Here is a 15,088-nt window from a genome sequence, read left to right on the forward strand (position 1 = left end):
TCGCCATCGAGGACCACCGTGACGGTGGCACCCGGCTCGCCCTTGCCCGACACCGGAACAGAGCCGGTCTCGCCCAGATCCTGACCGGCGGTCGGGGAATCAATGCTCACCGGAGCAACAACCGGTGCGACATCAAGTGCTCGCACCGTGGAGGATCCAAGGCGCACTTCTGCCGCTGCTGCTTGGGGCAGCAGCGTCAATGTCAGGGCGTTCACCGTGAACGACTCAGCGCCCAAAAGGCCCGGGGTAGGCTGCTCGTTTACCGTCAGTTGGACAACCTCAGCAAGGACGTTGTCAATAACCGGAGTCAGGGCCGTCAGCAACGGGGTGACCGCATTTGCAGCCAGGCCGCCGACGCCATCCAGTACAGGATTGAGTGCGCCTCCAACAGCAGTCTTGATAAGCGGCAGCGCCACGGTGTTCAGAGCTGCCTCAAGGGTGGTCTCCACCAAGAGAGCGCCAACACCGGTCACGTCAACAGAAACTACAGGCGTGGTTGTTGCCGTTCCCAGCAATTCACCAATCGAAGCATCGATAGTCGCGGTACCGGAAACGAGACCCGCGTCGACATCCGCCGTGATCTTGAGACGGATCGAGTTGATCGCGTCCTTGAGTTCTTGGGTGAGCGTCGCCGTCAGGTCATCGATGGCTTCGCCAAGAGCCGTGGTGATGGCGGTTAGTGTCGCTGCATCGATAACTTCGGTGTTCGGTGCCTGGCCGTTCAGGCCATTGGTTGCATCGAAGGCCTTGGCAAGGTCGATCGTGACTATGCCGGTCCCGAGATTGATGGAGGCAATGCCATCAGCGTCAGAAAAGCTCTGCGTAATGATGCTATCCGTGACGCCCGACAGTGCTGCATCAGCTCCTTCGAGACCGATGACAGTGTTGCTCAGGCCGATTCCAGCGAGGTTCAGGTTACCGAGAATGCCGGAAATTGTTCCCAGCAGCGGGCTGCCGACGCCCACTAGACCATCAAGCGTGTCACCAAGCTCGACAACCGTCGCGCCGACGGCAGTCGTCATGGTTCCGACGGCTGGGCTTTCGAGGGCGATCTTCGCGTCGGCCACCACGTAGTCAGACGTTACGCTGGCGGCGTCCTTCGTTGCGGTCGAACCGATGGCTCCGAGTTCAAGTGAAAGGTTCTTGATTACCGGGTCGGTCGCTGGATCGATGCCGATCTGGGCCAGGAGGTCGGTCAAGTTCACCGTGGCGTTGCCGCGCGGCTCGGCGGCACCACCGTCAACATCAATGGCACCGTTCTGATCGACGGCACCAGCGCCGGCCACCGCCTGAGTCACGGAGGGCGCGGACGCATAGCTATTCAGCACTCCGGCATTGCCAAGGTTCAGCAATCCTGGAGTTGTCCCGTCAGTGATGAGCGGGAGCTGCACGGATCCGAGGTTCAGATCAAGTGCTCCGAGTGCTGAAAGGTTGATTGGCTCGGCGTTTGGACCAGCATCACTGGGGTTTCCCGCAGCACTCGTCGCGACATCCAAGAGGCTCAAGGAAAGCAAGTCAGATCCAATAACCTGACCCATTGCCTCCGAATCATCGGTTTCGGCTGCATAGGCCGAAGTTGTAGGCACAATAAAAAGGCTGGACGCAACGGCGCCAGCCATAATTTTGCGGGCGATTGGGAAACGACGCTTCCCAATGCCAGGTGGTGAAATATCTCTTGTCAATGCATCCTCCAGGACGAAAGCGAAATGATCTGAGGCACATTTCTCACGTGACCCAAGCTTGACCTTATGGAAGCGATCGGATGCTTGCCTTACCCTTACTGGACAAAATCCATTCACTGTACGGTTATCATTGAAGGGCCTATTGGAAGGACACGTCCGTCGAATGGCCAAATCCAGCTAGCCGCCCGGCCATAAGTCACTCTCTTTTCCGTAACCTGCACTCTTCTGACAGTCGTAGTTCGCCAACTGGCTATTGAACATGGCTAACATGGTGAACAAATACATCGAAAAATATGGATTAGGGGCATTGTTCGCTGTATCTTTTTCTGATTATTGCGATCTATTACTTACATTTTCAGATTCCATAGGAGCCCAACCATGCAGCCTCGTATACGAGTCCATCTAGCAGATGGTGATTACTTTCTTCGGCTTGGACTCGAAAGCCTCCTGGCTTCCAGCCCGGACGTGGAGCTTGAGTCAGTCACCGGCACAGGCGACGCGGCCATCGAAGCTGCCCTCGGCAAAAAACCTGACCTGATTCTGATGGAAACCACCATTAGTGATGTCTCAAGCTTGGAAGCCACGAGGCGGATCGTTGCAGGAGTTCCGGAGACAAAGGTTGTCATGCTCTCGGCGACCCATGACGTCGAAACCATGGCTCGGGCGCATGCTGCCGGGGCCTGTAGCTATCTGGCCAAGAACGCCGTCTCAACGGATCTCGGTGCCGCACTTCGGATGATCAATTCCGGCAACATGATCTTTTCCAAACCAATCGATGCAGAATATTTTCCAATTCATAGCCCGGGAAAGTACGACTTGAGATCACAGATCCTGCGTCAGGCGGGATCCCGCGATCGACGCATGCTGCACGCCCTGGCGGAGGGTCACACGAATGCCCAGATAGCCGCGCTTCTGCATGTCAGCGAAGGAACAGTCAAGGCGCAATTGGCAAAGATCATGGAACCGCTCGACGTCAGCAATCGTGTTCAACTCGCGGTTTTGGTCGTTCAGGCAGGGCTTCTCGATGACGTCCGGCCCACGGTGCCGCTAAGTGCCGGACCCCTGCGTCATGCAACACCCCGGGCTTGAGCGTCGTTCCGAGGTCAGTATCCCAAAAACGGATCATAGGAATTGACGAGGTCTTCGCCGCCTAGATAGCGGCGAAGATTACTGGTGAAGAGATCCACCAGTCGCGCGTTTTCGGCGTCGACATTGGCGGCGGTATGTGGTGACAGGAGGAGGTTCGGGGCATCCCACAAAGGATGGCCGATCGGCAGTGGTTCAGGTGTCGCCACATCGAGGACGGCTCCGCCAAGGTGCCCGGATTCCAGGAAATCCATGAGTGCTTCCTGGTCGAGCACCGGGCCTCGGGCCAGGTTTACAAGCAAGGCCCCATTCCTCATCGCGGAAATTCTCTGCTTGTTTAGGATCCCCGTGGTCTCCTCGGTCAACGGGCAAGCCAGAACCACGATGTCGTACTCCCCCAAATCACAGTCTTGCAAGGTGACGGAACGCTCGAACGGTCGACCAAGAATTCTTGATCCCCTTGTCGCTCCGTCGCAGCTGACACCCATGAAGCCCAGCGTCCTGGCAACTTCGCTACCGATGCTGCCGGCACCGACGATCAAGGCTCTTTGCCCGTGAAGCGTGCGTGATGCCCCGTTCTGCCACTGCCTCGACTCTTTTTGGGACGCGAGGCGTGGCAGTTCCCGGACGAAGTACAGCAGGCCGGCCAAGGCGAACTCAGCCAGCGGCTTGGCATGGACGCCTGCGGCGGTAGTAATTCGAACTTGGTTTTCAGTGTGCCCCATGGCCGCGGCCCGCGCCCCCACACCCGCCTGGGTAGCCTGGATCCACGCGAGGTTGGGACTGTGTTCCCGCCAGGCACTGGGCTGCCACCAATCGAAGTCAAACATGATGGTGGCGTCGGCCAAGAGGGCTCGCCATTCGGCGATTTGGTTGTCAGACAGCTCGCGGGGCTTTCCCCAGTGGTCTGCCCCGAATTGTGGGACCGGCAGCAGGTCAGGTCGGTAGACGACGTCGACCTCGGGCACCTCGGCGATCAGCCTGCCAACCAGGTCTTCGTGCAGATACGAGCAGATCAATACCTGTGGACGCATGAAACTCTTGTACCTCTTTCATCGGCTGACGGCCAGGGACGAGCGAAGGTCCATTGGATTGCCGTCACGGGCGTCACCACAACGACACGCCTGAACCTCTCGCCCCCTTCGGACAGGCTATCCCGGCCGATTGGATAAAGTGAGCGCATGACTACACACGTAGGCGACCGAAAGGGCCCCAGTGAGGCCTCGGTTCCTCGTCACCACCAGCTGATCGTCTCGCTCTTCGGCCTGTACGCGCGCCAACACGGCGGCGCCTTGGCCGTGGCCACCATCATTTCCCTGATGCAGGATATCGGTGTCGAGTCCACCGGGACCAGGTCGTCGATATCCCGCCTGAAGAAGCGCGGCGTCATCGACAGCGTGCAGGTCAACGGCCGCAATGGCTACGCATTGGCGCCTTCCGTCATCGAAACATTCATTGAGGGCGACGAACGCATCTTCCACCCGCGACGGGCGAAGATCGACGACCAGTGGCTCCTGGCAACGTTCACCGTGCCGGAATCCCAGCGCAACATCCGCCACAAGATCCGTTCCTCGCTGGTGCGGATGGGATTTGGTTCGGTCACTCCCGGGCTCTGGATTGCGCCCGGCCATCTGCGCGACTCGGTGCTGGCCTACTTTGACACCCGCGGGTTGAACGAATACCTCGAGTTCTTCATGGCAGACCACATCGGCGGAGCCGACCTGCACAAGAACATCGGGTCATGGTGGGACTTGCCCGCTCTCGATGCCTTGTATTCGGACTTCCTGGAGCGCAACAGAGGGCTCTTGAAGTCCTGGGCCCAGCGGGACGGATACCGCATTGATCCCGAATCCGACGCGCGCGCCTTTGCCGACTACCTGGTCCTGATCACCCAATGGCGGCGTCTGCCGTACCTCGATCCCGGGTTGCCCATCGAGTTCCTGCCCGAGAATTGGAATGCGCTGGAGGCCGAGCGCCTTTTTCAGGAACTCCACGCGTTATTGTCGCCGCGTGCCCAGCGACATGCCGACCGCGCCATCGATCAGAACATGGTGGCCCGCTGACGGAACCTCCCGGTCCACAAAAAAGCCGTGCCGTGTAGCCAAGGTCCCCTCCATGGGGATGGCTGCACGGCACGGCTTCGTTGTTTACTTCTTGGGGCCCGGGACGGGCCCGACCGGGCGCTAGCCGCGATCCTGGATCACGGCCACGCCTTGGATCTCGATGAGCGCTTCCTTCTGCCACAGGCGGCTGACTCCGATGCCGGCGAGCGCCGGATACTTGTTTCCGGCCATCTCACGCCAAAGCCGGCCGATCTCGCGGCCGTTGGCCATGTAGTCATCCACGTCCGTGAGGTAAATGGTCACGGAAACCAGGTCGTCGGGCTGCCCGCCGGCCTCGGCAAGTGTCGCGAGGACATTTGAGAATGCCTGCTTGAACTGATCGACGATGTTGCCTGGGACGATCTTCATGTCCTTGTCCAGGGCAGTCTGTCCGCCCAGGTACACGGTGCTTCCGGCGAGCACGCCGTGGGCAAATCCGGAGGGCTTGCCCAGTGAATCCGGATTGATCGTGAGGTTCTGGAAGAGGGTGGTCTCGGTCATGGTGCTCTCCTATGGGTTCCCGTGGCGATTGGAGCCGTTCCGCTCTGGCGCCGAACTAGTGATGCGTGTTACATTGAGGATACGTGACGGCAGTCAAAAAGTCGACACACGCAAATTTGATGGATGGCAAGGGGCCCAGGAATGAAACTCGCAACGATTCGACACGACGGACGCATCACCGCTGCCCTGGTGGCGGACGGCGGCTACCGGCCGCTGCCAGCACGCAATCTCAGCGAGCTATTGGCCATGCCCGAGTGGAAGGGAATTGTCCGCGATGCCGCTTCCATGCTTGGCGGGTCCGATGTCATTCCGGCGTCGGACGCCACGCTGCTCAACCCGGTGCCGGCCCCGGCCAAGGTCATCTGCTGCGGACTGAACTACTCCGAGCACATCCGTGAAATGGGCCGCGAGCTTCCCGAGTACCCCACGCTCTTCGCCAAGTTCGCCGACACCCTCACCGACCCCGATGCACAGATCGTCGCCGACGGGTCGGTGGACCTTGATTGGGAGGCCGAACTGGCCGTCGTCGTCGGCTCCACCCTGAAGGACGCTTCTCAGGACGAGGCCGCCGCGGCCATTGCCGGCTACACCGTGGCCAATGACGTCTCCATGCGTGACTGGCAGCGCCGCACCCTGCAGTGGTTCCAGGGAAAGGCCTTTGACGCCACCACCCCGTTGGGCCCGGTGCTGGTCACCGCCGACGAGATCGATCCGGAAGCCGGGCTCGACGTCGTCTGCACCATCAACGGCGAGGAAGTCCAGCGCGGAAACACCAAGACGCTGGTCTTCTCCGCCCCCAGGCTCCTGGCATACATCTCCACATTCACCGTCCTTCGCCCCGGCGACGTCGTCCTCACCGGCACCCCCGGCGGGGTCGGCATGGGCATGGTCCCACCGCGCTTCCTGAAGGACGGCGACGAACTCGTCACCGAAATCCCCGGCATCGGCGCGTTGAAAAACGTCATCAAGATCCGCGTCGGCGCAGCACTCTAGAATCCGCACACCCACCAAGCCCAGCATCCAGGAAAGCCAAGGAGAACAACTCATGAGCAACACCGCCCCCACGATCTACCGCACCGAGGGTGACAACTCGGTCTACGCCGGCAGCGACGGAGTCGTCGTCCCGGTGGTCACCCGCAAGGGCGAGGAAGACACCAACACCGCACAATCCGGCGACTGCATCCGGGTTTCCGGGGTCAGCATCCAGCACACCCCGGCCACCAAGATCTGGTTCGGCCAGGTCTCCAACACCCCCGGCTACCGCTCGCTGCCGCACCACCACGGCGAAGCCGAGACCGGCGGCTATGTCTTGCGCGGCCACGGCCGGATCTACTTCGGCGAGAACTACGAACAGTTCCTGGACATGACCGCCGGCGACTGGGTCTTCGTCCCGCCGTTCATGCCGCACGTCGAGGCCAACATGTCGATCACCGAGGACCTCGTCTGGCTCACCGCGCGCACCCCGGAGAACATCGTGGTGAACCTCGAGGACGTCGCCGACGAAACCCTGGAAGGATACCGACGGGCATGAGCTCACAGATCTTCCTGGACGCCATCGAAATGACGTCCTGCGAGGCCGAGGTCTTCGACCAGGCCTACACCGCCATCCCCCAGTACGTTCCGTGGCCCAAGGCCTACGGCGGAGACATGGTGGCCCAGGGTGCCTCGGCCATGATGCGCTCGGTGGGCGAAGACCGGGAACTGCACTCCATGCACTCCTACTTCCTGCGCCCCGTGGACATGCATGTGCCGGTCCGCTACGAGGTCGAGCTGATGCGCGACGGCCGCGGCTACTCCACCCGCCAGGTGCGCGGCTTCCAGAACGGCAAGGCCGTCTACACCGCCCTCGGCTCGTTCCACGTCCCCGAGTCCGGCCCCGAACAGTCCTCCGCGGCCCCGGCAGAGTACCTGGACCTTGATCCCGAGACCCTGGCCAGCGCCGCCAGCGTGCTCGCCGAGGCCGAGGGCCCCGCCGCCGACTACTGGTCCGCCGGCCGCTCCTTCGACATGCGCCACGTGCCCGGCGCCCTCTACCTCGAGGTTCAAGGCGCTCCCGCCGCCCACCAGGCGGTCTGGGTCAAGGCGTTCACCGAACTTCCCGATGACGGCATCACCCAGCGTGCGGCCCTGGCCTACGTCTGCGACTACACCATCCTGGAGCCGCTGCTGCGGACGCAGAACCTGTCCTGGAGCACCGAGGGACTGGTGACGGCCAGCCTTGACCATTCCATGTGGTTCCACCGTTCCGGGCGCGTGGACGACTGGGTCCTCTACGTCCAGGAAGCCGTCTCCAGCCAAAACAACCGCGGCCTGGCGCTGGGCCGCTTCTACACCCGTGACGGCCAGCTGCTGGCCACCGTCGCCCAGGAGGGCATGATCCGCGGACCCCGCGGATAACGCACCACAGGCACCACCGCACCCTTGAAAATCGATTCCTGAAGAGAAACGGCAAGTTCATGGAGCTATCGCTTTCATCCCACGAAGACACGTTCACGCGCGACCATCTGCCGCCGCGTGACTTGTGGCCCACCCTGGAATTCACGCTGCCCGAGCTGCAGTACCCCGATCGGCTCAACGCCGCCACCGTGCTGATCGACGACGCCGTCGCGGCCTTCGGGGCCGACCGCCCCGCGCTGCTGGCACCGGACGGCTCGAGGCAAAGCTACGGGGAGCTGCTCACCCGGGCCAATCAGGTCGCCCAGGTCCTCACCGAAGACTTCGGAATCGTCCCGGGCAACAGGGTCATGCTGCGGGCGCCGAACAACGCCTGGCTCGTGGCCTGCTGGCTCGGCGTGCTCAAGACCGGCGCCGTGGTCGTCACCACCATGCCGGCGCTGCGCGCGCCGGAGATCGCCAAGCTCGCGGAGCTGACCAAGCCCTCGCTGATGCTCTGCGACCACCGCTTCCTGGACGACGCCCGCACGGCCGCCGGCACCGCCTACCCGGTCGTGGCCGTCGGCTCCGGTGAACCCGCGGACCTGGTGGCACGCGCCGCCGCAAAATCCGGGGAATTCACCAACGTGGAAACCGCGGCCGACGACGTGGCGCTGCTGGGCCCGACCTCCGGGACCACCGGCGTCCCGAAGATCACCATGCACTTCCACCGGGACATCCTGGCCAACGCGGACACCTTCGCCCGGCACATCCTGGCACCGACGCCCGAGGACGTCTTCGCCGGTTCCCCTCCCCTGGCATTCACCTTCGGCCTGGGCGGCCTGGTGGTGTTCCCGCTGCGCTTCGGCGCCAGCACCCTGCTCACCGAACGAACCACCCCGGTGGAACTGGCCCAGTACTCCCACGACGCGGGCGCCACGATCCTCTTCACCGCACCCACCGCCTACCGCGCCATCCTCAAGGAGGGCAAGGCGGACCTGCTTCGCCCGCTGCGCCTGGCCATCTCCGCCGGCGAACACCTTCCGGCGGCCACCTGGGAAGCAGTCAAGGACGCCACCGGGCTGGAGCTGATCGACGGGATCGGGTCCACCGAGCTGCTGCATGTCTTCATCTCCGCCGCCGGCAAGGACATCCGCCCGGGCGCCACCGGAACCGCGGTCCCCGGCTACCGCGCCACCATCCTCGATGCCGAAGGCAACGAACTCGGCCCCGACGAGGTGGGACGCCTGGCGGTCATCGGTCCCACGGGCTGCAGGTACCTCGACGACGAGCGCCAGCACGCCTACGTGTCCAACGGCTGGAACGTCACCGGGGACACCTTCGTGCGCGACGCCGAGGGCTACTTCACCTACCAGGCCCGCAGCGACAACATGATCATCTCCTCCGGCTACAACATCGGCGGCCCCGAAGTCGAGGAGGCGATCATCCAGCACCCCGACGTGATGGAGACCGCGGTCGTGGCACGGCCGGACGAGCAGCGCGGCTCGGTGGTCTGCGCCTTCGTGGTCCTCGTCGACGGCGTCGAGGGCTCGGAGGCGAAGGCCAGGGAAATCCAGGACTTCGTCAAGTCGGTCATCTCGCCCTACAAGTACCCGCGGGACATCCGCTTTGTCGATGACCTTCCCCGGAACCCCAGCGGCAAGCTCCAGCACTTCAAGCTGCGCGAAGCCCTTTCCGATTCCCACGCTTCCTAGCTTTTCCCTCCCCCCAGCCACTTGAGCAGCACCGCTCGGCCGTCAACCGGCCGCACCGTGTCATTGAAAGGATCCATCATGAAAATCGCAGTTGTTGGCGGCGGCCCAGGCGGCCTGTACTTCGCGGCCCTGATGAAGCAGCTCGACCCGGCCCACGAGGTCACCATCTGGGAACGCAACGCGGCCTCGGACACCTTTGGCTTCGGCGTGGTCTTTTCGGATGAGACCCTCGGCGGGATCGGCAAGGCCGACACCGTCATTGCCGACTACATGTCCCGGCGCTTCGCCCGCTGGAGTGACATCGACATCCACTTCCGCGGCGAAATGCACACCGTGGGCGGCCAGGGCTTTGCCGCCATGAGCCGCAAGGAGCTGCTCCAGCTGCTGCAGCGCCGCTGCATCGAACTCGGCGTCGACGTGCGTTTCTCCACCATTGCCCCGGATGTCGAGGAACTCTCCGCGAACTACGACTTGGTGCTGGCGGCGGACGGGCTGAACTCGGCGATCCGCACCCGCTTCGCCGATTCCTTCAAGCCCTCCCTGGATGCGCGCACCTCCAAGTACATGTGGCTGGGCACCGACCAGGTCTTCGAGGCCTTCAAGTTCTTCGTCAAGGAGACCGACGCCGGCACCATGCAGATCCACGGCTACCCGTATTCGGACGAGGGCTCGACCTTCATCGTGGAGATGCACGAGGACGTCTGGCGCGCCGCCGGCTTCGACGAGACCGAAAACGAGGTCTTCGCCCCCGGGGTGAGCGATGAAAAGGCGGTGGCCAAGGTCAAGGAGATCTTTGCCGAGGAGCTGGCCGGCTACGAGGTGCTGACCAACAATTCGAAGTGGATCAACTTCACCACGGTGCGCAACGAAAACTGGCGCCACGAGAACATCGTGCTGCTGGGCGATGCCGCGCACACCGCCCACTTCTCCATCGGCTCGGGCACCAAGCTCGCCATGGAGGACTCCCTGGCGCTGGCAGCCTGCCTGCACGAACATCCCTCCGTCGAGGCGGCGCTGGAAGCCTATGAGACCGAGCGCCGCCCGGTGGTCGCCTCCACCCAGCGCGCCGCGCAGGCCTCGCTGGAGTGGTTCGAGAACATCGGGCAGTACAAGGACCAGGACCCGGTGCAGTTCTGCTTCAACCTGCTCACCCGCTCCCGCCGCATTACCTACGACAACCTGAAGCTGCGCGACACCGGCTTCGCGCAGACGGTCGACGAGGACTTCGCCCGCCTGGCCGGTTCCAAGGACGTGGCCCCGGCCATGTTCCAGCCCTACAAGATCGGCGAGCTGGAACTGGTGAACCGCGTCGTGGTGTCCCCCATGGACATGTACTCGGCGACCGACGGCGTGCCCGGCGAATTCCACCTGGTGCACCTGGGTTCCAAGGCCATGGGCGGGGCCGGGCTGGTCATGACCGAGATGGTCTGCGTCTCGGACATCGGCCGGATCACCCCCGGCTGCACCGGCCTGTACAACGACGAGCAGGCCACGGCTTGGAAGCGCATCACCGACTACGTGCACGGCAACTCGAACGCCAAGATCGGCGCGCAGATCGGGCACTCCGGCCGCAAGGGCTCCACCAAGCTCATGTGGGAGGGAATCGACGAGCCCCTGGAAACCGGCAACTGGGAGGTGCTGGCCCCCAGCGCCATCCCTTACGGCGAAGGCTGCCACGTCCCGGTGGAAATGGACCGCAAGCACATGGATGAGGTCCGCGGGCAATTCGTGGACGCCGCCCGGCGCGCGGATGAGGCGGGCTTCGACCTGCTGGAGCTGCACGCCGCACACGGCTACCTGCTCTCCTCTTTCCTGTCCCCGTTGTCGAACACGCGCACCGACGAGTACGGCGGATCGCTTCAGAACCGCCTGCGCTACCCGCTCGAGGTGCTCGATGCGGTGCGCGCGGTGTGGCCCGCGCACAAGCCGATCGGCGTGCGCATCTCCGCCACCGACTGGACCGAGGGCGGGAACACCGAGGACGATGCCCTGGCAATCGCCTCCGCGTTCATCGAGCACGGGGTCAAGTCGATCGACGTGTCCTCCGGGCAGATCGTGCGCAACGAGCGCCCGGCGTTCGGGCGCAGCTACCAGACCCCGTTCGCCGACAAGATCCGCAACCAGGTCGCCGCGGCGGCCGGCGTCGCGGTCATCGCGGTCGGCGCGATCTCCTCCTACGACGACGTCAACTCGATCCTGCTGGCGGGACGCGCGGACCTGGTGGCACTGGGCCGCACGCACCTCTACAACCCGGCCTGGACCCTGCAGGCCGCAGCCGAGCAGGAGTACGTGGGAGACGGCGCCACCTGGCCGTTGCCGTTCAAGGCCGGTCGCCGCAAGCCGCCCAGCGCCCGCACGGACGCGGTCCGCCCGCGCCTGTCGCTGCTGAAGGAGGAGCAGATCGACGACCAGGTCCACCTGCGTTGGACCCCGGCCACCAACAAGTCAACGCAGAACCTGGTGCCCAGCGCCTAGCTTCTGATGCAGGGTGGGAGTGGTTCGATTCGCGACAAGGGGGTCGGGCCGCTCCTTCTCTGCGTTGTGCCCCCGGGGGCATCAGGAGTTTTCGTCAGTGCACCGCGGGATCATGTGTGCAGCTTGGGGCCGGGCGCTACCGCTGTGCCGAGCGCGCGTTCCTCCGCCGGCGGTCAAGGAGCTGGCCAAGGAACAGCCCAATCAGCATCCCGAACAAGCCTAAACCGAGCCCCTCCGATTCCGGGCCGGTGATACCGCCATCGTTCGCCATGGCCAAGAAGATGAACCATGCCACGACCGGTGCAACCGCCAGGACGGTTCCCCACAGACGGTTGGCGAACGCTGAAGCCAGGCCGAAAGCCAATCCGGCCAAGAGACCGATCCAGAGGGGCATGCCAGTCTTCCTTTACTTCGTGGATGCCGGGCCCACCATGAGGCCCGGGAGCAACATTCCTTGCACCGAGGCTACCCCGGCGCGTCATTTACACTGGCTCGTCTGCGTTTCAGCAGGCACGGCGTGTTGCCCAGACCATGCTCTCCTGCGACGGCGTTGGGTACCGCCGGCTCGTTGATGGTCGCGGGGCCGTGCGAACGCAAGAAGTCCCGATGGGGAAACCTTATCCCCCACCGGGACTTCGCATGTGCCGGCCAAGGGCCCGGGGTCAGTGCCCCTTGAAGGCCTCCGCGAGCCACCAGGAGCCCGAGTCGGAAGCGATCTTCGCATCGATGACCAGCGGCCGGCTCGGGTTCGAATCCAGCCATGCTTGCACCGCGTCCAGGTCCGCGAGCGTGCGCACGGTGATGCCGTCGGCCCCGAAGCCGCGGCCGATCGCGGCGAAGTCGGTGTCCGGGAACTGCACCGAACTCATGTCCGCCTCCGGGTCGTCGCTCCCGAAGTGGTGCACCTCCGCCGAGTACGCGGCGTCGTTGTAGACGATGCACACCAGCGGCAGGCCGAGGCGCACGGCGGTGTCCAGTTCGGCGATGGCCATGTGGAAGCCGCCGTCCCCGGTGCCCAGCACCGGCATCCGCCCCGGTTGGGCCAGCGCCGCGCCGATGGCGGTGTACAGGCCCAGCCCGATGGACTGGAAGGCCTGGGTGAAGCAGAACCCGAACTCGTCGGGCACCGAGAGGAACTGGCTCGGGTAGCCCATGAAGTTCCCCGAATCGACGCTGACGATGCGCTCTTGTGGCAGCAGCCCGTCCAGGGCCTTGGTCACTGTGCGCGGGTCAATGCGTTGGCCGTCGGAGAGATCCTCGAAGTCGACCTGGTTCCAGTGGATCGAGGAGTCGATGCGCGCGGCCACCGCCGCGCTGCGGTAGCCGGTGCGCTTTTCAAAGCCGCGGCGCTGCAGCTCCTGAAGAGTGTCAAGCGCGCATTGGGCGCTGTCGCCCACCACGCCTAGGTCGATGGGACGGTTGGCGCCAAGCGCCTGGTCCTCCAGGTCGACCTGTACCACCGTGGTGGCGGCGCCGATCAAGTGTCCGTGGCGCATGGTCCACATGTTCAGGGCGCACCCGAAGGAGACAATCAGGTCGGCGCCCGTGATCAGCTCGGCGGCCAAGGGCGAGGAGAAGCCGCCGGAGATCCCCAAGTTGAAATCGTCCTCGTTGAACAGCCCCTTGGCCACCGCGGAGGTCGCGACCAGGGCCCCGGTGTGGCGGGCCAGCGCCAGGATCTCGTCCCGGGCGCCGCGTCCGCCGCGCCCGGCAACGAACACCGGGCGTTCGGCCTTCTCGATGAGTTCGGCCAGGGCCGCGACCGAGGCCCGGGCGGGCCGGATCGGCTGGGCAGGGGAAAAGCCGACCGTTTCGGCCGCCTGTTCGTCGGTGACTTCCTGCGCCTGGACGTTCAGTGGCAGGTTCAGCACCACGGTGCGCCGATCGTTGACCGCCCGCTTGTAGGCGCGCACGGTGTCGGCCACGGCGCTGGCGGCGCTGTGGACGCGCTCGGGGATCGCGTAGACCGAGGCTGCAAAGCCGTCCTGGTCCATCGCGAAGTTCGAGTACACGGCGCTCGGAGCAGCCTCGGCCGCCAGCACGATCATCGGGGTGCGCGACTTCGCCGCCTCGCCGATCCCGGTCGCGGCGTTGGTGAGCCCGCAGCCCTGGTGCACCGAGAGCAGGGCCACCTGGCCGCTGGCGCGGGCGAAGGCGTCGGCCATGGTGGCCGCCCCGCCCTCGTGCCGCGCGGGGGTGTACGGAACCCCGTGTTCGATCAAGGTGTTGGTGATGGTGAAGTTCCCGGAGCCGACCACGCCGAAGCAATGGCCAACGCCGAGCTCGGCCAGGGTCTTGCCCACCAGTTGTGCGACGTTCATGCCCGGTTCCCTCCCGCAATCGCCAGGACGCGGGTCGGGGCGCCGGTTCCCCCGACGATCGGCAGCGGTGCCACCACGATCATGGCCCCGTGCGCGGGTAGCTTGCCCAGGTTCTTCAGCGAGGTGATCCCATACTTGTCGGCACCCAGCAGGAAGTGGTGCATGGGGAACGGGGGTTCCAGCACGGCGGCGTTGCCGGCATCGATGCCGACCGTCTCGACCCCGACACCCGAGATGTCCAGTTCCTCGGCAATCCACCGGGCGCATGCTGCCGTGAATCCCGGGGTATGCGATCCGTTCTCGTCCTGGTTCAGGAACGCCCGTTGGTCATGGTCGTAACGGTCCCATCCGGTGCGGAAGAGCAGCCACGCGTTGGCCGGGAACGAGCCATGCTCTTGTTGCCACGCGACAAGGTGTGCCACGTCTATCAGGAAGTCCGGGTCTGCAGCCGCCTCGGCGCTGAAGTCCAGGACCACCGCAGGGCCGACCAGGCGGGAGGGATCCAGCCTGGAAACGTCCTTGCCCTCGCGCCCCGAGACCCAGTGGATGGGGGCGTCGATGTGCGTGCCGATGTGCTCGCCGGTGTGGATGTTGTGGTGCTTCCACAAAGGTCCGCTCGCGTCATAGGCGGAGACCTCGTCCAGGCTGAAGTCGATGAGATTGGAAAACGGTTCCGGCAGGACGAGCGTCGGCGTCTCGGCCGAGAGCGGCGCGGTCAGGTCGAAGACCTCCACCGACCCCGCGGCAAGCGAGGAAAGCATGGTTTGTATGGGACTCATGATGGGCTCCGGGTCGGTTGGCGGTGAAGGGAGTTCCGGTCAGGCTATCAGCGA

General features: G+C 64.3%; 13 protein-coding genes. 7 read left to right on the forward strand and 6 right to left on the reverse strand.

Going from position 1 to position 15,088, the window contains the following annotated elements:
- Positions 1–1,682: choice-of-anchor G family protein (locus ACIPVK_RS10960; protein WP_407612011.1), on the reverse strand; the 1,682-nt coding region annotated here is incomplete at its 3' end.
- A 378-nt stretch (positions 1,683–2,060) separates the two neighbouring features.
- Here ACIPVK_RS10960 and ACIPVK_RS10965 point away from each other — a divergent pair.
- Complete coding sequence (locus ACIPVK_RS10965; RefSeq protein WP_407612012.1) at positions 2,061–2,771, forward strand: response regulator; 711 nt, start codon at positions 2,061–2,063, stop codon at positions 2,769–2,771.
- 14 nt (positions 2,772–2,785) lie between these two features.
- Here the strand turns inward: ACIPVK_RS10965 and ACIPVK_RS10970 are convergent, their stop codons facing one another.
- A complete protein-coding gene (locus ACIPVK_RS10970; RefSeq protein WP_407612013.1) occupies positions 2,786–3,802 on the reverse strand; it encodes a D-2-hydroxyacid dehydrogenase in 1,017 nt (338 codons plus the stop codon).
- Between the two features lie 147 nt (positions 3,803–3,949).
- Between ACIPVK_RS10970 and ACIPVK_RS10975 the strand changes: the two genes are divergently transcribed.
- Positions 3,950–4,831, forward strand: coding sequence for a PaaX family transcriptional regulator C-terminal domain-containing protein (locus tag ACIPVK_RS10975; RefSeq protein ID WP_407612014.1), 882 nt, complete (start codon positions 3,950–3,952; stop codon positions 4,829–4,831).
- A gap of 120 nt (positions 4,832–4,951) precedes the next feature.
- Here the strand turns inward: ACIPVK_RS10975 and ACIPVK_RS10980 are convergent, their stop codons facing one another.
- Positions 4,952–5,371: a RidA family protein gene (locus ACIPVK_RS10980; protein ID WP_407612015.1), complete on the reverse strand. Its 420-nt coding sequence runs from the start codon at positions 5,369–5,371 to the stop codon at positions 4,952–4,954.
- 141 nt (positions 5,372–5,512) lie between these two features.
- Between ACIPVK_RS10980 and ACIPVK_RS10985 the strand changes: the two genes are divergently transcribed.
- The 5 genes from ACIPVK_RS10985 (at position 5,513) to ACIPVK_RS11005 (ending at position 11,934) form a co-directional block, all read left to right on the forward strand.
- Positions 5,513–6,364 (forward strand): fumarylacetoacetate hydrolase family protein, encoded by an 852-nt coding sequence (locus tag ACIPVK_RS10985; RefSeq protein ID WP_407612016.1) that lies wholly within the window; start codon positions 5,513–5,515, stop codon positions 6,362–6,364.
- Positions 6,365–6,416: 52 nt separating this feature from the next.
- Complete coding sequence (locus tag ACIPVK_RS10990; RefSeq protein ID WP_407612017.1) at positions 6,417–6,902, forward strand: cupin domain-containing protein; 486 nt, start codon at positions 6,417–6,419, stop codon at positions 6,900–6,902.
- Entirely contained in the window at positions 6,899–7,768 is an 870-nt protein-coding gene (locus ACIPVK_RS10995; RefSeq protein WP_407612018.1) for an acyl-CoA thioesterase, read from the forward strand. The genes ACIPVK_RS10990 and ACIPVK_RS10995 overlap by 4 nt, the downstream gene beginning before the upstream one ends.
- A 59-nt stretch (positions 7,769–7,827) precedes the next feature.
- Complete coding sequence (locus ACIPVK_RS11000; RefSeq protein WP_407612019.1) at positions 7,828–9,459, forward strand: AMP-binding protein; 1,632 nt, start codon at positions 7,828–7,830, stop codon at positions 9,457–9,459.
- A 78-nt stretch (positions 9,460–9,537) separates the two neighbouring features.
- Positions 9,538–11,934: a bifunctional salicylyl-CoA 5-hydroxylase/oxidoreductase gene (locus ACIPVK_RS11005; RefSeq protein WP_407612020.1), complete on the forward strand. Its 2,397-nt coding sequence runs from the start codon at positions 9,538–9,540 to the stop codon at positions 11,932–11,934.
- Between the two features lie 136 nt (positions 11,935–12,070).
- On the opposite strand, the gene ACIPVK_RS11010 is transcribed toward ACIPVK_RS11005, so the two are convergent.
- The 3 genes from ACIPVK_RS11010 to ACIPVK_RS11020 form a co-directional block, all read right to left on the reverse strand.
- Positions 12,071–12,328 carry a hypothetical protein gene (locus ACIPVK_RS11010; protein WP_407612021.1) on the reverse strand — a complete coding sequence of 86 codons (258 nt, stop codon included), beginning with the start codon at positions 12,326–12,328 and terminating at the stop codon, positions 12,071–12,073.
- Between the two features lie 268 nt (positions 12,329–12,596).
- A complete protein-coding gene (locus ACIPVK_RS11015; RefSeq protein WP_407612022.1) occupies positions 12,597–14,255 on the reverse strand; it encodes a thiamine pyrophosphate-binding protein in 1,659 nt (552 codons plus the stop codon).
- Positions 14,252–15,034: a cyclase family protein gene (locus ACIPVK_RS11020; RefSeq protein WP_407612023.1), complete on the reverse strand. Its 783-nt coding sequence runs from the start codon at positions 15,032–15,034 to the stop codon at positions 14,252–14,254. Before ACIPVK_RS11020 ends, ACIPVK_RS11015 begins: the two co-directional genes overlap by 4 nt.
- Positions 15,035–15,088 lie beyond the last annotated feature (54 nt).

The organism is Paeniglutamicibacter sp. MACA_103, assembly GCF_045798555.1.
GTDB lineage: Bacteria > Actinomycetota > Actinomycetes > Actinomycetales > Micrococcaceae > Paeniglutamicibacter.